Consider the following 16,813-nt stretch of genomic DNA (forward strand, 5'->3'; position numbering starts at 1 on the left):
ACGGCCTCGGCAACGGGCGTGGGCTCCGCGCCGTTGCCGCGTCCCCGGCGCCCGCGCCCGCGGCGGCTCCGCTTGCGGCGGTGCGCCTCGCCGGCGGGGAGCTCCGCCTGCGCGGCCAGCGTCGGGTCCGTGTCCACCGGCTCCGTCTGGGCCTCGACGACGGGCGCGGCCTCGGCCTCGGCGGCCGGCAGCATCGCCGGCTCCAGCAGCGTGGGATCGGTGTCGCCGCCCGGGGCCTCCGCGCGCGCGGCCTCCTCGGGCGACGGGGCGGCGGCCTGCGCTTCGCCCCTCTCGCGTCCACGGCCCCGGCCTCGACGGCCACGGCGCCGGCGGCCGCGCTCTTCACGATCCTCGCGCTCCGCACGCTCCTCCGCCGTCTCAGCGCCGGCGGCCGGCTCCGGCGCCTCGGCCGAGGCGGCCTCCGCGAACGCCCCGGCTTCGGGCGCGGGCTCCGCGGCGGGAGCTTCCACGGCGGGAGCTTCTACGGCGGGAGCTTCCACGGCGGGTGCCTCCGCCGCGGGCGCGGGCTCCGGGCGCTCGGCGCGGCGGCGGTCGCGGTCGGCGCCCCACTGCTCCAGCAGCGGGGTCGCGCGGCGGTCGCCCAGCAGCTCGCGCACCGCGTCCCGCGTCTCCTCCAGCGCGTGGAAGACGCGGTCGCCGAACGCGTTCACCAGCGCCTCGACCGTCTTCTTCCCCACGCCCTTGTACGTCCCCAGGTACGCCTCGACCTCCGCGCGTCCGGCCGGCAGCCCCAGCGCCTCGGGATCGAACCCGGCGGGCGCCGGCGCGGCTTCCGCGCGCGTCTCCACAGCGGGCGCCGGGGTCTCGGCCCGCGTCTCGGCGGCGGGCTCGGGCGACGGCTCGCGCCGGGGCTCCTCGCGGCGCACGGCGCCGGGGACGTGGATCACCTGCCCGGGGAGCAGCGGCGGCGGACCGGCCGGCGGGGCCCACCCGCGGCGTCCGCCGTGGCGGTGCCTGAGGCCGCGCGGACCCGCCTCCGCCGGGCCCTCGCGCGAGGCGGAGCTGGGCGGCGCCGTCCGCTCCTCCTCGCGCCGGGGCTCCTCCGCCCGCGCCGGCTCCGTCCGCGGCTCTTCGCGGCGGGGCTCCTCGCGGCGAGGCTCTTCGACGCGCGGCTCCTCGCGGCGGGGCTCCTCGGCGCGGGGCGCGGGCGCCTCCTCGCGCGCGGCGAGCTGGCCGGGGAGCAGCGGCGGCGGCGCCTCGCCCCCGGGGCGGCGGTCGCGACCCCGGCCGCGGTCGCGGCGCCCGCGGTCACGCTCGCGCTCCGGCGGCGCGGCCGTGTCGGCGGCCACGCGCGGCTCCTCGTCCAGGTGGATCGGCTCGGGGCGGGGCGCGCCGCGCAACTCCGGCAGCGGCAGCTTGGTGCCGCTGGCGGGGAGCGCCACCTCGTAGCGCCCCTCGCCCAGGCGGCGCAGGTCGATCACCTCCTGGTCGTGCGCCTGGCGCAGGAAGCGGCTGAACTTGCTGAAGCCCAGCGCGTGCTCGTCGAAGCCCGGCTGCAGCTCCAGCATGCGGCGCTTCACGTCGCCGTCGCGCACCGTCTGCTGCTGGCGGCTCACCATGGCGCGCACCGCGTGCTGCAGCAGCGCGTAGGCGTCCTGCAGCGCGTCCGACGACTCGACCGGCGCTTCCCGCGCGCCGGCGGGCGCCTCCCGCTCTTCGGCCGCGGCAGGAGCCGCCGCCGCGGGCTCCGGCTCCTCCTCCACCCGCGCGGGCGCCACCGTCTCCAGCCGCGGCCCCCGGTCCCGCTCGCGGTCCCGGTCGCGGTCCCGGTCACGATCGCGCCCCCGCCCGCGATCACGGTCGCGCCCCCGGCCCCGGTCGCGCTCGCGGCGCGACTCCTCGCTGCGATCGCGGCGGGTGGGGAGCGAGGCGAGGGGGACCTCCTCCTCGTCGGCGATCGGCTCCACCTCGTACTGGCCGTTCTCCACCCTGTGCAGGCGGATCAGCCCCTTCTCGGCGGCCACCTGCGCGAACTTGGAGAACTTCGAGTAGCCCTCGTCCTTCTCGTCGAAGCCGGGGTCCAGCTCGATCATCACCTGCTTGAGGCGGTCGGTGCGCATCGAGTCGCCCGCGGCGGCCATCTTCTGCGCCGCCTCGCGCACCAGCAGCCAGGGGTCCCTGCGGCGCACCGCCTGCTCGCCCTCGCGCACCAGGCCGGTGAGCGCGTGGTACGAGTAGTACTCGTCGCAGTTCTGGATCAGCAGGTCGCTCGAGGAGTCGCGCATCCCCACGCCGATGACGTACTTGCCGTACTCCTTGAGCTTGATCACGCAGCTCGAGAAGTCGCTGTCGCCGGTCAGCAGGATGTAGGTGCCGATCTCGGGGCGCATGAACGCGAGCTCGATGGCGTCCACCGCCATCCTCAGGTCCGTCGCGTTCTTCTTGGAGGTGCCGTAGGCGGGGGCGAAGATGAGGTCGATGGAGGCCTCGGTGAGCGGCACCACGTAGTTGGGGTAGCGCCGCCAGTCGGCGTAGGCGCGGCGGACCGCCACCTTGCCGCGGAAGATCTCGGTGTTGAGCAGCGTCCGGAGCTCCTTCCCCAGGTCGCTCCTCACCCCCAGCGTGATGTTGTCGAAGTCGATCAGCAGCGCGGCGCTGCGCGTGTCCTGCGTCGCGAGGTGCCCCCCCTGGGGGCTTCGCGGAGTCTGGCTGTTCATCATCTCTCGTCCACGTCCGTTTCATGTACGGCGGGACCCCTCCGCCTCGACGGGAAAGTGCGAAAGTGCGAAGTGCGAAAGTGCGAAAGTAAAACGGCGGGACCGCGCGTCCCGGGGTCAGTTTCGCACTCGGGCACCATCCACTCTCGCCTACCCGCGACGGCCCGGAGGAGCCGCGCCAGGTTCGAAGTCACGACGGGGGCTCACGCGGCGCTCACCGGCGGCTCGACTCTTCCGCGCTGATCATGCGGGCGAGCTCCACGCGGCGCACCTTGCCGCTCCCCGTCATGGGGAAGCTGTCGAGGAAGCGGACCAGGTCGGGGACCTTGTAGTCCGCCAGCACCTCACGGCAGAAGTCCTTGATCTCCTCGCCCGTGACGATCGCCCCCTCGACCGGGACGATGCAGGCGCAACTCATCTCTCCCAGGATCTCGTCCGGGAGCCCCACCACCGCCACGTCCAGCACCGCCGGGTGCGCGTGCAGCCGGTCCTCCACCTCGCGCGGGTACACGTTGAACCCGCCGCGGATGATCATCTCCTTGCGGCGCCCCAGGATGTGGAGGTACCCCTCCTCGTCCACCATCCCCAGGTCGCCGGTGAGGAAGAACCCGTCGGCGGTGAAGGCGCCCGCCGTCTCGCTGGGCTGGCGGTAGTAGCCCTGCATCACGCCCGGGCCCCGCACCGCGATCTCGCCCACCGACTCCTCCGGCAGCACCGTGCCGTCCACGTCGATGATGCGGATCTCCACCTCCGGCAGCGGCTGCCCCACGGTGGCCAGGCGCTTCCCCGGCGGGTCTTCGGCGCGGGTGACGGCCACGGTCTCCGAGGTCTCCGTCATCCCGTAGCCGATGCGGATCCCCGGGAGCAGCCCGCGCTGCACGCGCGCCACCAGCTCCTCCGGCGCCGGCGCGCCGGCCACGATCCCCGTCCTCAGGCTCGACAGGTCGCGCCCCTCCAGCGTGGGCTCCTCCAGCGCCAGCGCGAAGTTGGTGGGCACGCCGTGGTAGACGCTCACCCGCTCGCGCTCGACGGTCTCCAGCGCGTACGCCGGGTCGTCGCGCTCCTGCAGCACCAGGGTGCCGCCCGCGGCCAGCGTCCCCAGCACCCCCGTCCCCAGCCCGAACACGTTGAAGAGCGTGTTGAGGCCGAACACCACGTCGCCCGCCTGGAGCCCCACCGCGTCGGCCGTGGCCGCGGCGGTGGAGAGCAGGTTGGCGTGGCTGAGCGCCACCCCCTTGGGCTTGCCCATGGTGCCCGAGGTGTAGAGGATGGCGAACAGCTCCCCGGGCGAGCCCGGGCGGCGCGGGTACGGCCGCCCCTCGCCGCTGGAGACCAGGTCCTCGAACTGGTGGATGCGGTCGTCGTACCAGAGGTCCTCCTCGCCCACGCTCACCACGTACTGCAGGTCGGGGAGCGTGGCCAGGAAGCTCTCGTAGCGCGCCAGGTAGTCCACCCCCTCCCAGTTCTCGGCGGTCACCACCACGGCCGTCTCCGAGTGGCGCAGCATGTACTGCAGCTCGGGGGTGGTGAAGCGGGGGTTGAGCGGGACGATTGTTGCCCCCAGCTTGGCGCCGGCGAAGGCGGCCACCACGAACTCCGGCCAGTTGGGGAGCGTGAGCGCCATGCGGTCGCCCGCCTCGATCCCCAGCTCGTGCAGCGCCGCCGCCAGCGCGTCGGCCTGCGCGTCCACCTGCCCGTACGTGAGCCGCCGGTCCCCGTACACGACGAACGGCCGCCGCGGGTCCTCTTGCGCGCGGAGAGACAGGGCCTCCGCAACCGAGAGCCCGTGGAAGCGGTCCCGAAGCGTCATGTATCCTCCGAAAGGGTGGCCGAGCCGGGCGCGAGACGGGAAAACATAGCGGACGCGCGCGGAGCCGTCAAACTTTGACCCGGCGCGGGTTTTCGGCTATCTTCCGCCCTCCCGCCGACAGTACGAAAGTACGGAGTACGAGAGTACGAAAGTACGTGGGTCCGGCGCGGGTCCCTGCCGCGGCGCCCACCCCTCGCACCCGCCCACTGCCGTACTTTCGTACTTCCGTACTTTCGTACTTTCGTACTCTGCCGTTGAACGTCCCCCACTACCTCCGCGAGCTGAACCCCGAGCAGTGCGAGGCCGCCCTCGCCACCGAGGGGCCGGTGCTGGTGCTGGCCGGCGCCGGCTCGGGGAAGACGCGCACCCTGGTCTACCGCATCGCCCACCTGGTGCGCGGGCGCGGCGTGGACCCGCGCCGCATCCTGGCCGTCACCTTCACCAACAAGGCGGCCGCCGAGATGCGCGAGCGCGTGGCCCGCATCGTGGGGCGCGACGCGAAGGGCGTCCTCCTCTCCACCTTCCACTCGCTCGGCGCCCGCATCCTGCGCGAGCACGCCGAAAAGGTGGGCCTTCCCCGCGGCTTCTCCATCTACGCCACCGGCGACCAGCTCTCCATCGTCAAGCGCATCGTGGCCGACGAGGTGCACGTGGCCGCCACCGCGGGCGACGACGCCTACGACGCCAGGCGCGTCCTCTACCAGATCTCCGACTGGAAGAACCGCCTGGTGGCGCCGGCCGAGGCCGCGCGCGAGGTGGCCGAGGGGCGCGTCAAAGGGAACCGGAGCGACGACTACGCCGTGCTGGCGGCCGACGTCTACCCCCGCTACGAGCAGGCGCTGCGCGCGGCCGGGGCGTGCGACTTCGACGACCTGCTGCTCCTGCCCGTCCGCCTGCTGCAGGGCGACATGGGCGCGCGCGAGGGGTTCTGGCGGAGGTGGCGGTACCTGATGATCGACGAGTACCAGGACACCAACGGCGCCCAGCTCGAGATGGCGCGCCTGCTGGCCGGCCCCGCCAAGAACCTCTGCGTGGTGGGCGACGACGACCAGTCGATCTACGCCTGGCGCGGCGCCGACGTGCGCAACATCCTCGACTTCGAGCGCCACTTCCCCGGCGCGCGAGTCGTCGTCCTGGAAGAGAACTACCGCTCCACGCAGCGCATCCTCGACGCGGCCAACGGGCTCATCCTCCACAACACCGCGCGCAAGGAGAAGCGGCTCCGCACGGCCAACGGCCCCGGGCCCAAGCTCGACTACTGGGAGTTCGTGGGCGAGGGGGCGAAGCCGGCCGAGGTGCTCGAGGCCGAGATGGTGGCCCGCGAGATCTCCGTGCGGCGGCTCACGGAGAAGCTGCAGTGGAGCGACTTCGCCGTCCTCTACCGCACCAACCTGCAGGCGCGCCCGCTGGAGGAGGCGCTGCGCGAGGCCAACCTCCCCTACCGCGTGGTGGGCGGCACCAGCTACTTCGACCGCAAGGAGGTCGCCGACTGCGTGGCCTACCTGCGCCTGGTGATGAACCCGCACGACGAGGTGGCGCTCCGGCGCGTGATCAACTACCCCACGCGCGGGATCGGGCGGACCACGCTGCTCAGGCTGGTGGAGGCGGCGCGCGCGTCGGGGGCGCGGCTGTGGGAGACGCTCGGGCGCGTGGAGACGGTCGACGGGATCAGCCGCGCGCAGGCCGAGCCGGTGCGCGCCTTCGTGGCGCTGGTCGAGGAGCTGCGCGCCGGGTACCGCGCCGCCGAGGCCGCCGTCCGCTCGGGGGCGGCGGACGGGCGCTCGCTGCACGCCTTCGCCAGGGACCTGGTGGCGCGCGTGCGGCTGGAGGAGGCGGTGCGGGCCGACAACGCGAAGAGCGAGCGCGCCGCCGAGGTGCGCGTCGACATCCTGCGCGACTTCGTGGCCTCGATCGCGGGCTACGAGGAGCGCGCCTGGGCCGCCCAGCCGCTCCCCGACGAGGAGGACGACTGGGAGCCGCCCTCCCTGCGCGCGTTCCTGGAGAAGATCTCGCTGGTGGACGAGGGCGACGACAGGAAGGACGAGGACGACGAGCCCAACCGCGTGACGCTGATGACGCTGCACAGCGCCAAGGGGCTGGAGTTCACGCACGTCTTCATCGTGGGGCTGGAGGAGGACATCCTCCCCCACACCCGCAGCGTCGAGTCGGTCTCCGAGGGCGGGCTGGACCCGATCGCCGAGGAGCGGCGCCTCTTCTACGTGGGGATCACGCGCGCCCGGCACCGGCTGACGCTCTCCGGGTGCGCCACGCGGGGGGCGTGGGTCTCGCAGAAGGAAAAGGAGAAGGACAAGGACGGCGGGGGCGGCCGCGCGCGCGTCCGCGAGGCGAAGCCGCGCCAGCCCTCGCGCTTCCTCAAGGAGATCCCCGCCGACCTGCTGGAGTACCGCACGGGCCGGCGCAGCTCGCTCTCCGAGGAGGACAGCCAGGAGCTCAAGGCCAGCTTCTTCGCGAAGATGCGCGAGATGCTGCAGGCCGGCTGACCGGGGCCGCCCGAGAACGCCGGACTGGTGCGCGGCGCGGCGCCGCATCAGATTGGGGAGTGGGCCAGCGCGCCGCTGGCGTCACCCGTTCCTTGGGAGGAGTCATGCGTTGCCCGCCGCTCCTGGCAGTCGTGGCGCTCGCCGGCTGCAGCGCCGCTCCCCGCACCGAGGTCCTGCCTCCGATGGAGACCACGCGCTCGGTGGTGCAGATCAGCACCCGGCGCGGCACCTCGGAGTACGAGCTGATCAACCACAAGAACACCCGGGCGTACCCGGTCGCGACCGACGCGGAGCGGGCGTGGTCGGGGCTGCCGGCGATCTACGCGTCGCTCGACATCAGGGACAGCGGGGTCCTGAACCCCGACGACCGCCTGTACGGGCGGCAGAACCTGCGGCTGTACCGCCGGCTGGGCGAGCGCCGGCTCTCGCACCTGGTGAACTGCGGCAGCACGCTGGCCGGCGACGCCGACAGCTACGAGGTGACGATGAGCGTGCTGACGATGGTGACGCCCGCCGGCGCCGGGAGCGTGGTGCGCAGCTGGGTGCAGGCCTCGGGGCGGCCGCAGGGGATGAGCAGCACCCCGGTCAACTGCGTGAGCACCGGCCGGCTCGAGCGCGAGATCGCGCAGCTGCTCAACGAGCAGGCGGCCCAGTAGCCGGGGAGCCGCGAGCGGTCCCGGGAAAGGTCTCACACCGAGACACGGAGGAACGGAGGACTTCGGTTCTCCGTTCCTCCGTTTCTCCGTCCGAGTCCAATCGAAACCCCGTGCAGTTCCGCCGGCTGTCCCCTGTCCCCTGTCCCCCGCCGTTCACCACGTCGGCCTGAGCGAGTACTGCGCGTACTGCTCCGGCGTCTCCCACACCCGCACGTAGACCAGGTTCTCCGCCCGCTCGCCCAGCAGCGCGCGCAGCTCCTCGAAGATCCAGCGCGCCTGGTTCTCCGCGCTCGTCTCCAGCTCCGTGAACGGCTCCAGCTCGTTCAGGTTCTCGTGGTCCAGCCGGGCGGCCACGGCGCGCAGGTGGCGCTTCGCCTCGCCGAAGTCGTAGGCCATGCCGCCCTCCCCCACGTCGTCGAAGGCGAGCCCCGCCTCCACCACGTAGCGGTGGCCGTGCAGCTTCTCGCACTTGCCGTGGTAGTTGCGCAGGAAGTGCGCGGCGTCGTAGTGCGCCCTGACGTTCAGCAGGAACATGGAGCCGTCAGCCCGCGGCCTCTACCGCGATGGTGGGGATCTGCACGTGCCGCGGCTGGGCCGCGGCGAAGAGCACCACGCGCGCCACGTCCTCCGGGCGGAGCATCGCGGCGCGCGCGGGGAAGCCGGGGCGGCTGTCGGGGTCGATCGGGTCCCAGAGCGGCGTGTCCGTCGCCGCCGGCTCCACCAGCGTCGCCCGCACGCCCGTGCCGCGGATCTCCTGCAGCAGCACCTCGTGCATCCCCCGCAGCCCGAACTTCGAGGCGCTGTACGCCCCGTTCTCGGGGAAGGCCGCGCGTCCCGCCACCGACCCCACGTGGACCAGGTGCCCCGAGGCGCGGCGCAGCATCAGCGGCAGGAAGGCGCGGACCAGCAGGAACGGCCCGCGCAGGTTCACGGCGAGCGCGCGGTCGAACTCCGCCGGATCGGTGGCGGCCAGCGGCGCCAGCGAGAACGCCCCCGCGCAGCTCACCAGCAGGTCCGGCGCGTCGCCCAGCAGCTCGGTGACGTAGGTGGCCACCGCGTGCGCCCCCGCGGCGGTCGAGACGTCGCCGGGGATCGCGTGCCCGCCCACCTCCTCGGCCGCCCGGGCCAGCTCGTCGCGGGTGCGCGCCACCATCCCCACCCACGCGCCGGCGCGCACCAGCTCGCGCGCCACCTCCCGCCCGATGCCGCGCGAGGCCCCCGTCACCAGCGCCGTCTTCCCCGCCAGCTCCTCCGCCACTGAAGCCTCCTCACCCACCGCGAAACCGATTGGACCACCGATTCGGGCGTGTCCCTCCGCTGCGCTCCGGGCCGGGCTGCGCGCGCGGTAGGGCAGCAAACAACGCTGCCCAACCGCGCCGGGCCGCCGCCGCCACGATACCCCTGTGGCGGCGCCGTCCCGGCCCTCCGGGCGCGCATCCCTCACGCGAACGGCAGGGGACAGGGAATAGCCCCGTCGAGTCCACCCTCTCCCGAACTCGGGAGAGGGTTGCCGCTCCAGGGCGGCGGGTGAGGGCCCCCGCCGCACCGAAGCCAGCCTCCCACCGCGAAAGCGGGACGATTCCTTTACCCGATGATGTGCCCCGGCGAGGCCACCAGGCGCAGGAACTCCTCGCGCGTGCGGATGTCCTCCAGGAACACGCCGCGCATGGCGCTGGTGATGGTCTTGGAGTTCTGCTTCTCCACCCCGCGCATCATCATGCACAGGTGCGCCGCCTCGATCACCACCGCCACGCCCTCGGGCTGCAGCACCTCCTGGATGGCGTGGGCGATCTGCTCGGTGAGCCGCTCCTGCACCTGCAGCCGCCGCGCGAACACCTCCACCACCCGCGGCAGCTTGGAGAGCCCCACGATGCGCCCGTTGGGGATGTAGGCGATGTGCACCTTGCCGAAGAACGGGAGCAGGTGGTGCTCGCACAGCGAGTACATCTCGATGTCCTTGACGATCACCATGTTGTGGTGCGGCTCGTCGAACACCGCCCCGCGGATCACGTCCTCCACCTGCATCTGGTAGCCGCGCGTCAGCCAGCGCAGGCTCTTCTCCACCCGCACCGGCGTGCGGACCAGCCCCTGGCGCTCCGGGTCCTCGCCCAGCTCGTCCAGCATCTCGCGCACGAGCCGCTGGAAGGGCGAGTCGTCGTCCTCGCGGCCGTGGGGCCGCAGCTTCAGCTCTCCCATCCCCTTACTCCCCCTCTCCCGCGTACTCGGCCCAGTTGCGCGGCGTCTCGTACAGCACCAGCCGCGCCAGCCGGCCGCGCGGCATCCGGGGCGCCAGCTGCCGCCAGAGCGCCACCACCAGGTTCTCCGTCGAGGGGATCACCCCCTGCATCCAGGGCACGTCCAGGTTCAGGTTGCGGTGGTCCACGTCGCGCAGCACCTCCTCGGCCACGTCCCTCACCTGCCCCAGGTCCACCAGGTACCCCGTCTCCGGGTCCGGCTCGCCCTCCACCGTGATCTCGAGCTCGTAGTTATGCCCGTGCCAGTTGGGGCTGTTGCAGAGCCCGAAGATACGGCGGTTCTCCTCGTCGGAGAAGGCGGGGTTGTGCAGGCGGTGCGCGGCGCTGAAGTGCACGCGCCGGGTGACGCGGACGATCGGCACGGCTGGTCTCCCGTCGATGGATGTGAGAAAGGGCCGACCTCGCGGACGACGCGAGACCGGCCCGGGCGGACGCAGCGGGGAGGATTTTTGAAGCCTCGTGCGAACACGGTGGGTGACCCCTCCGCGGCCTTCCGCCTTCCCGTACGGGCGTGACGTCGGCCGCAAAAGCAGGCCCCGGCTTCAATGGCGTTGGCTCAAAAATGGGGCTCCCCGCCACTTCCTGGGCCCCGAATATAGGCGCCGCCTCGCGCCAGGTCAAATCCACGCGCGTCTCGGAGCCGATCCCGTCGTTCCCCGCGCGGAAGACCCTTGGCATCGGGAGCCGTCTGCACTTATATTGTCCTTCCGGTGACGGTACGAAAGTAGTTTTTCTCTCGTCGACCACCCTTCGCCGGCAGGCATCCATGTGCCCCACGCCCCCAGAAGTCTTCGAGCTGCTCGCGCGCCGCGGGCACCGGCTCACGCGGCCGCGCCGCGCGGTGGTCGAGGCGCTGGCGGCGGCCGGCGGCCCGGTGAGCGCGCAGGCGCTGCACTCGTTGCCCGGCCTGGCGCACGTGGACCTGGTGACCGTCTACCGCACGCTGCACTGGCTGGCCGAGCTGGGCCTGGCGCGCACGGCCCCCGGCGCGGGGCTGGCCGAGCTGTACGAGCTCGCCGCGCACGACGACCACAGCCACCACCTGCTCTGCGACGGGTGCGGCCTGGTGCTCACCGTCGCCATCTGCGGGCTCGACGAGGCGGTCGCGGAGCGCATCGCCCGCGAGCACGGCTTCATCGTCTCCCACCACCGCCTCACCTTCCACGGCAGCTGCGCCGGCTGCGCCGCGCAAGGGAACGGGTCTGCCCCCAGCTCCATCGCCTCCTGATTTCCAAGTTCGGAAAACAACTAGCCTCACGCAGAGTCAGCAGAGGGGTTTCTCTGCTGACTCCGCTGACTCTGCGTGAGGAAAGTCTTTTGCCGAGCTCTGTATCGCGTGGAGCCGATCGAGCGAGCCGATCGAGCGAGCCGAGAACCCGCGTCGTCCTCCGTCGACTCGGGTGAGCCTCAGCCGACGGTGATCGGGATCGACGCCGAGTTGAACTCCGCGACGCCGCCGCGCAGGAGCTGAACGCTCAGGCTGGTGCTGCCGGACGAGCCGCCGTGGAGCACTCCGGTCACCGCCGAGCCCGCCTCGCCCGTCACCGTGAAGCTGGCGACCACCGTGTTGGTGACGATGACCCGAACCCGGTCGCCCGCGCCGATCGTGACGGGGCCGCCGCCGCGGTCCAGCACGGTCACGGTGATCTGCCGGGAGCCGCCGGCGGGAACGGTGAGGGAGCCGCTCACCAGCCCGCCGGTGCTCACGGTGGCCAGCGTGCCCCCGGTGGCCCCGGTCACCACCACCTGGAACTCGCCGGTCCCGGTGGAGATGCCGAGGTCCTCGCACCCCGCGAAGAGCATCGCCGCCCCGGCGACGGCCAGCAGGGAGAAGCGGTTTCGCAGCGTCTTGAACATCGTCACGACTCGATCAGAGACCCTGGACGGTGGACGCAGGTTCTTCGCAGCAAAGAACATACGCGAGCCTCGCGCGGGCGGCGGCACACACTTACGCACTCACGCACTTTCGCACTTTCGCACTCACCTCCGCGCCACCTTCGCCACCGCCCACGCCAGCAGCATCAGCGCGCCGGAGACGCAGATGATGGTGGGGCTGGTGGGGAGGTCGAAGGGCACCGACAGCGTGAAGCCCACCACCGCCGCCACCAGAGCCGAAGCCGCCGACCAGGCGAACACCCCCGCCATCCCCCGCGCCAGCAGCAGCCCCGTCACCGCCGGCAGCACCAGGAAGTTGAACACCAGGATCACCCCCGCGAACTGCATGGCGAAGGCGATCACCAGCCCCAGCGTCAGGTACAGCAGCAGGTTCCAGGCGCCCACCCGGTAGCCCAGCGTGCGGGCCGTCTCGCGGTCGAACGAGACGAAGAGGAACTCCTTGTAGAGCGCCAGGTGCACCAGCAGCACCGGCACCGACACCGCCAGCAGCACCACCGTGTCGCGCCGGGTGATCCCCAGGATGTTGCCCTGCAGGAAGATGTCGTGCGCCTCGCCGGTGGCGGCCTTGGCCACCAGCACGATCCCCGCGGCCGCCGCCACCGCGTACGCCACCCCGATCCCCGCGTCGGGCGGCACCCGGCCGCGGCCCGCGCCGCCCATGCTGAAGAAGAGCGCCCCGGCCAGCGTCACCACCAGCGAGAGCGTCACCGGGTGCGCCCCCAGCCCGCTGGCGATGCCGAAGCCCGAGATGAAGAGCGCCAGCGCGATCCCCGCCGAGGAGAGCTGCGCCAGCGCCGCGCCCACGAACACGATGCGCCGGAGCACCACGTACACGCCCAGCACCGAGCACGCCAGCGCGATCACCAGCGCCCCGTACAGCGCCTCGCGGAAGAGGAGGACGGCGTCAAGCACGGCGCGCCTCCTCTCCCGGCCGGAAGCGCCGCGCCAGCACGATGCGGTGCCCCTCGCGCGAGTCGACCTCCACCGGGATCCCGTAGATGCCGGAGAGGACCGACTCGTTCATGATCTCGTCCACCGCGCCGATGCGGAAGGCGCCCTCCACCACCAGCGCGATGCGCTCCACGTAGTTGGCCACCTCGTTGAGCGCGTGGCTCACCATGATCACCGTGATCCCGTCGCGCTCGTGCAGCTCGCGCACCAGCCCCAGGATCTGCGTGGTGGACACCAGGTCCATCCCGTTGGTGGGCTCGTCGAGCACCAGGATGTTGGGCTCGCCCACCAGCGCCCGCGCGATCAGCGTGCGCTGCTTCTGCCCGCCGGAGAGGTCCTTGAGCGGGCGGGCGGCCAGGTCGGCGATCCCCACGTGCTCCAGCGCGCGGAGCGCCCGCTCGCGGTCGGCCGCGCCGGGGCGCCGCCCCAGGCCGATGCGGTCGTAGCGCCCCATCATCACCACGTCCAGCACCCGCAGCGGGAAGTTGTAGTCCACCTGGTCGCGCTGCGGCACGTAGCCGAAGCGCAGGGCCGGCGCGCGGGTGACCGTCCCCCGCAGCGGCGGCAGCGTGCCCAGGATGGCGCGCAGCACGGTGGTCTTCCCCGCCCCGTTGGGCCCCACCAGCCCCAGGAAGTCGCCCTCGGAGATGCGGAAGTCGAGCCCCGAGAGGATCACGCGGCGCCCGTACCCCAGCGTCACGCCGGCGAAGGTGACCAGGTCGCTCATCGGAGTGCTTCGGCCAGCTGCGACACGTCGTACTGCATGAGCTGGATGTAGTCGGTGATACTGCGCACCCCGCCCACCGAGGGCGGCAGCACCAGCACCCGGGCGCCCGTGCGCTGGGCCACGAAGTCGGCCGTGCGGCGGTCGTAGAACGGCTCCATCACGATCACCTTCGCCCCCGTGCGCCGCACCGTGGCGATCACCCCCGCCAGGTGCGAGGGCGAGGGCGGCACCCCCGGCTTGGGCTCCATGAACGCCACGATGTTCATCCCGTTGTACTCGGCGAAGTAGCGCCAACTGGTGTGCCACGCCACCACCGGCTTGCCGCGGATCTGGGCCAGCTGCGGCTGCCAGGCGCGCTCGGCGGCGTTCAGGCGCGCCTCGAACGCCTGCAGGTTGCGGTTGTAGACCGCGGCGCCCTCGCCGTCGAGCTGCACGAACTTGTCGCGGAAGAGCCGGGCGATGCGCCGGCCGTTCTCGGGGTCCAGCCAGTAGTGCGGGTTCCCGGCCGCGTGCACGTCGCCCTGGCTGCGGTCCACGCTGCCGCGGGCGCGGTCCAGCACCGGGATCACCCGCGAGACGTCCACGTAGCCGGTGCCGCCGGGGCGGATCCTGGGGTTGCGCGCGCCGTTGATCAGCAGCGGCATCCACCCCACCTCCAGGTCCAGCCCCACGAAGGCGAACACGTCGGCGTTCCTGAGCTGGAGGATGAAGCTGGGCTTGGCCTCCACGAAGTGCGGGTCCTGGTACCCCTCGCTGATGTGCACCACCTGGCAGCGGGCGCCGCACACCTCCCGGGCCAGGTCCGCCAGGTCCGTGGTGCTGGTCACCACCTTGAGCTGCCGCTGCTGCGCCGCCGCGGGGCCGGCCAGGAGCCCCAGCGCGGCCGCGAGCAGCACGGCGGTCTTCCTCGATGCGTGCATCGGTCCTTCTCCTCGCACGGGTTCCCTCGTTTCCGTCTCTATCGATCGGGCCTCATCGCTTCCGAGGCCTTGAGCGAACTGCGAACTTCAACTGCTGGTTCGGCGTGTCCCTCCGCTGCGCTCCGGGCCGGGCTGCGCGCGCCGTAGGGCACGATACAGCTGTGCCCAACGGCGCCGGGCCCCCGGCGCGCCCACCATCTTCCCGCTCCCCCGGCTTCCGCTCCCGCGCGCCGGTGTCCCGGCCCTCCGGGCGCGCATCCCTCACGCAACTGCAGGGACAGGAAGCGGGCTACGGGGAACAGCCGGCACAACCCCGCACCGGCCCGTAAAGTCCACCCTCTCCCGAAGTTGGGAGAGGGTTGCCGCTCCAAGGCGGCGGGTGAGGGCCCCCGCGGCGGCACCGGAGCCGCTTCCCGCGCGACCCTCTCCCCACGGGCATCCCGCCTCAGAACGGGTGCGGCTTGTGCGGCCCCAGCGCGAACGTCGCCTGCAGGATGATGCGGTTCACCGCGTCGCCGCCGCCGGGCGAGAGGCGCTCGAACGCCGCCACCAGCTTGCTGAACTCGCTGGGGAAGAACTCCAGGTAGCCCGAGCCCGCCGTGAGCGCCTCGCCGTCGGCCTCGGGGTCCTGCACCCAGTCGAAGCGCGCGCCCAGGAAGGTGCGCTGCGAGACCTGGTAGCGCGCGAAGCCGTACGCGCCGGTGAAGTCGCGGCGCGGGCCCAGGAAGTCCACCGTCCCGTCGGGCAGCTCCACCGCCTCGCCCGGGTCGTGGTTGATCTGGTGCATCACCTCGCCCTGCACGATCAGCGAGCGGTAGAGCCCCTGCTGCAGCGGCCGCCAGCGGAAGGTGAAGTCGGCCCCCAGCGTGGTCTGCCGCTGGGCGAAGGCGTTGACCTCGTCCGTCTCCGGCACGTCGACCGGCTGGGCGCGCTTGCCCGTCATGGCGCTGAAGGAGAGCTCCATGTTGCTGGCCTGCGACAGGTCCACGTAGTTGCGCAGCCGCGCCAGGTAGCCCAGCCCGCCCAGCTTCTTGTTCGTCGGCTCCGCCGTCGCCAGCCCCTCCACCGGCTCGCCCAGCCGGTCCACCGCGTTCACCAGCAGCTCCTGGTAGAAGCCGAAGGGCGCGAAGACGCGGCTGGCCCACACGCCGGTGCCCTTGAGCCCCTCCTCGCCCAGGAAGCGCTGGATCACCCACGGGTACTCGACCGTGTGCAGGTCGTGCCGGTGCGTGGTGTTCTGCTTCCCGAACGGCATCAGGAAGCGCCCCAGCCGCGCCTCCAGCCCCCAGGGGAGGCTGGTGGCGGTGAGGTACGCCTGCTCGACGGCCACGCCCTCCGCGTCGGAGAAGCCCAGGAACACGTCGCCGCGGAAGTACGGGTCCACCGCGGCCTGGAACGCCACCTCGATCTCGCGGACGGCGAAGCGGTCGCCGGTCTCCTGCGTGCTCCCCTCGGGCGAGAGGTCGGCCGCCAGGTCGCCCACCACGCTGATGTCCGGCAGCAGCCGGGCGGCGGGCCCGCCGCCCACCACGGCGCCGGGGATGGTGTCGCGCCGCTGCATCCCCTCCAGCTCGCGGACGATGGCCGCCGAGTCGGCGGCGGCCGAGTCCGCGGGGGTGGGGCGCGCGGGTATGGTGTCGCGCTGGGCGGCCGCCGCGGTGGCGCCGGCCGCCAGGAGCGCGATCATGCAGATCGGTATTCGCATGTCGATGCGCCTCGTCTGTCTCGCGCGCCGCCGGAGTGGGGCGCGCGTCCTCGGTTGCGCCACGCATGGAGCCCCGCGCCCCCGCGAAACTGCGGACGCGGGAGAACGGCGGAGGCGCGGCGTGCCCTGCGGACCCGGTCAGGGGGCCGCGGGCGCTGGGTCAGACGAGGGAGACGGGCGGGGCGCGCGCCTGCGTCCGGGCCAGGCCCGGCGTGGCGCGGAGGGGAGCGGAAGCGGGAACGGGCGCGGTGTGAGGCGCCTCGCGCACGAAGGGAACGTCGGCCGGCGCGGGGAGCGCCGGGCCGCTGCCGGCCTGGCAGATGACGCACGTGAGCTCGTCGTGCGCGGCCAGCGGCGCGTCTTCGCGGTCCGACGACCACCCGGGCAGGTGGGGGTCGGGCCGCGTCCACCCGTGCAGCGCCGGCCCCGCCGCCACACCGAGCAGGTGCAGCAGCGCCGCCAGCAGCAGGGCGACGCGGCGCGGGACCGGGAAAACGGACGGGGTTCGCATGGCGGGACGGCGTACCCTCTCCGGGGACGGTGGTTCCGACTTCAGTACGCAGTACGAAAGTACGGGAGTACGAAAGTACGAGAGTACGCCCGGCGGGGCCAGACCGACGTCGAACCGGTCACCCCGACGCGTACTCCACGGCTTGTCCTCGGGCGCGACTGTTGCGCCGGGCTCCCCGCCCGGCCGCGCGCAGTGCGCCGCCG

Annotated in this window: 15 protein-coding genes; 3 read left to right on the forward strand and 12 right to left on the reverse strand. The window is 72.8% G+C overall.

Features of this window, described 5'->3' with window-relative positions:
- Together VF746_26670 and VF746_26675 are read right to left on the reverse strand one after the other, a co-directional pair.
- Window positions 1-2,678 (reverse strand): NYN domain-containing protein (locus VF746_26670; protein HEX8696028.1); only part of this gene is annotated, 2,678 nt, incomplete at its 3' end.
- A gap of 214 nt (window positions 2,679-2,892) precedes the next feature.
- Window positions 2,893-4,488: an AMP-binding protein gene (locus VF746_26675; GenBank protein ID HEX8696029.1), complete on the reverse strand. Its 1,596-nt coding sequence runs from the start codon at window positions 4,486-4,488 to the stop codon at window positions 2,893-2,895.
- 254 nt (window positions 4,489-4,742) lie between these two features.
- Between VF746_26675 and VF746_26680 the strand changes: the two genes are divergently transcribed.
- Window positions 4,743-6,989 carry a UvrD-helicase domain-containing protein gene (locus VF746_26680; GenBank protein HEX8696030.1) on the forward strand — a complete coding sequence of 749 codons (2,247 nt, stop codon included), beginning with the start codon at window positions 4,743-4,745 and terminating at the stop codon, window positions 6,987-6,989.
- Between the two features lie 182 nt (window positions 6,990-7,171).
- Window positions 7,172-7,645: a hypothetical protein gene (locus VF746_26685; GenBank protein ID HEX8696031.1), complete on the forward strand. Its 474-nt coding sequence runs from the start codon at window positions 7,172-7,174 to the stop codon at window positions 7,643-7,645.
- Between the two features lie 153 nt (window positions 7,646-7,798).
- Here the strand turns inward: VF746_26685 and VF746_26690 are convergent, their stop codons facing one another.
- The 4 genes from VF746_26690 to VF746_26705 all read right to left on the reverse strand — a co-directional run bounded on the left by VF746_26690 (window position 7,799) and on the right by VF746_26705 (window position 10,262).
- A complete protein-coding gene (locus VF746_26690) occupies window positions 7,799-8,179 on the reverse strand; it encodes a 6-carboxytetrahydropterin synthase (protein HEX8696032.1) in 381 nt (126 codons plus the stop codon).
- Window positions 8,180-8,186: 7 nt separating this feature from the next.
- Complete coding sequence (locus VF746_26695; GenBank protein ID HEX8696033.1) at window positions 8,187-8,903, reverse strand: SDR family oxidoreductase; 717 nt, start codon at window positions 8,901-8,903, stop codon at window positions 8,187-8,189.
- Between the two features lie 326 nt (window positions 8,904-9,229).
- Window positions 9,230-9,841 carry a GTP cyclohydrolase I FolE gene (gene folE, locus VF746_26700; GenBank protein HEX8696034.1) on the reverse strand — a complete coding sequence of 204 codons (612 nt, stop codon included), beginning with the start codon at window positions 9,839-9,841 and terminating at the stop codon, window positions 9,230-9,232.
- Window positions 9,842-9,845: 4 nt separating this feature from the next.
- Window positions 9,846-10,262, reverse strand: coding sequence for a 6-carboxytetrahydropterin synthase (locus VF746_26705; protein HEX8696035.1), 417 nt, complete (start codon window positions 10,260-10,262; stop codon window positions 9,846-9,848).
- Window positions 10,263-10,666: 404 nt separating this feature from the next.
- Between VF746_26705 and VF746_26710 the strand changes: the two genes are divergently transcribed.
- Entirely contained in the window at window positions 10,667-11,128 is a 462-nt protein-coding gene (locus tag VF746_26710) for a Fur family transcriptional regulator (GenBank protein HEX8696036.1), read from the forward strand.
- A gap of 179 nt (window positions 11,129-11,307) precedes the next feature.
- Here VF746_26710 and VF746_26715 read toward each other — a convergent pair whose 3' ends face one another.
- The 6 genes from VF746_26715 to VF746_26740 form a co-directional block, all read right to left on the reverse strand.
- The gene (locus VF746_26715; GenBank protein HEX8696037.1) at window positions 11,308-11,757 is read right to left on the reverse strand and encodes a hypothetical protein; all 450 of its coding nucleotides are present in this window, start codon (window positions 11,755-11,757) and stop codon (window positions 11,308-11,310) included.
- Window positions 11,758-11,880: 123 nt separating this feature from the next.
- Window positions 11,881-12,708, reverse strand: coding sequence for a metal ABC transporter permease (locus VF746_26720; GenBank protein ID HEX8696038.1), 828 nt, complete (start codon window positions 12,706-12,708; stop codon window positions 11,881-11,883).
- Window positions 12,701-13,474 carry a metal ABC transporter ATP-binding protein gene (locus tag VF746_26725; GenBank protein ID HEX8696039.1) on the reverse strand — a complete coding sequence of 258 codons (774 nt, stop codon included), beginning with the start codon at window positions 13,472-13,474 and terminating at the stop codon, window positions 12,701-12,703. The genes VF746_26720 and VF746_26725 overlap by 8 nt, the downstream gene beginning before the upstream one ends.
- Complete coding sequence (locus tag VF746_26730; GenBank protein HEX8696040.1) at window positions 13,471-14,394, reverse strand: metal ABC transporter substrate-binding protein; 924 nt, start codon at window positions 14,392-14,394, stop codon at window positions 13,471-13,473. The genes VF746_26725 and VF746_26730 overlap by 4 nt, the downstream gene beginning before the upstream one ends.
- Window positions 14,395-14,839: 445 nt before the next feature.
- Window positions 14,840-16,099 (reverse strand): hypothetical protein, encoded by a 1,260-nt coding sequence (locus tag VF746_26735; GenBank protein ID HEX8696041.1) that lies wholly within the window; start codon window positions 16,097-16,099, stop codon window positions 14,840-14,842.
- Between the two features lie 160 nt (window positions 16,100-16,259).
- Window positions 16,260-16,610: a hypothetical protein gene (locus VF746_26740; GenBank protein ID HEX8696042.1), complete on the reverse strand. Its 351-nt coding sequence runs from the start codon at window positions 16,608-16,610 to the stop codon at window positions 16,260-16,262.
- Between the last annotated feature and the right edge of the window lie 203 nt (window positions 16,611-16,813).

Source organism: Longimicrobium sp. (assembly GCA_036389795.1).
Taxonomy (GTDB): domain Bacteria; phylum Gemmatimonadota; class Gemmatimonadetes; order Longimicrobiales; family Longimicrobiaceae; genus Longimicrobium.

Bases quoted from the DNA above. Each gene is read 5' to 3' on its own strand.
- VF746_26675 (HEX8696029.1), bottom strand. From the start codon at position 4,488: ATGACGCTTCGGGACCGCTTCCACGGGCTCTCGGTTGCGGAGGCCCTG.
- VF746_26685 (HEX8696031.1), top strand. From the start codon at position 7,172: ATGGAGACCACGCGCTCGGTGGTGCAGATCAGCACCCGGCGCGGCACC.
- VF746_26690 (HEX8696032.1), bottom strand. From the start codon at position 8,179: ATGTTCCTGCTGAACGTCAGGGCGCACTACGACGCCGCGCACTTCCTG.
- folE (HEX8696034.1), bottom strand. From the start codon at position 9,841: ATGGGAGAGCTGAAGCTGCGGCCCCACGGCCGCGAGGACGACGACTCG.
- VF746_26710 (HEX8696036.1), top strand. From the start codon at position 10,667: ATGTGCCCCACGCCCCCAGAAGTCTTCGAGCTGCTCGCGCGCCGCGGG.
- VF746_26715 (HEX8696037.1), bottom strand. From the start codon at position 11,757: ATGTTCAAGACGCTGCGAAACCGCTTCTCCCTGCTGGCCGTCGCCGGG.
- VF746_26725 (HEX8696039.1), bottom strand. From the start codon at position 13,474: ATGAGCGACCTGGTCACCTTCGCCGGCGTGACGCTGGGGTACGGGCGC.
- VF746_26730 (HEX8696040.1), bottom strand. From the start codon at position 14,394: ATGCACGCATCGAGGAAGACCGCCGTGCTGCTCGCGGCCGCGCTGGGG.
- VF746_26735 (HEX8696041.1), bottom strand. From the start codon at position 16,099: ATGCGAATACCGATCTGCATGATCGCGCTCCTGGCGGCCGGCGCCACC.
- VF746_26740 (HEX8696042.1), bottom strand. From the start codon at position 16,610: ATGCGAACCCCGTCCGTTTTCCCGGTCCCGCGCCGCGTCGCCCTGCTG.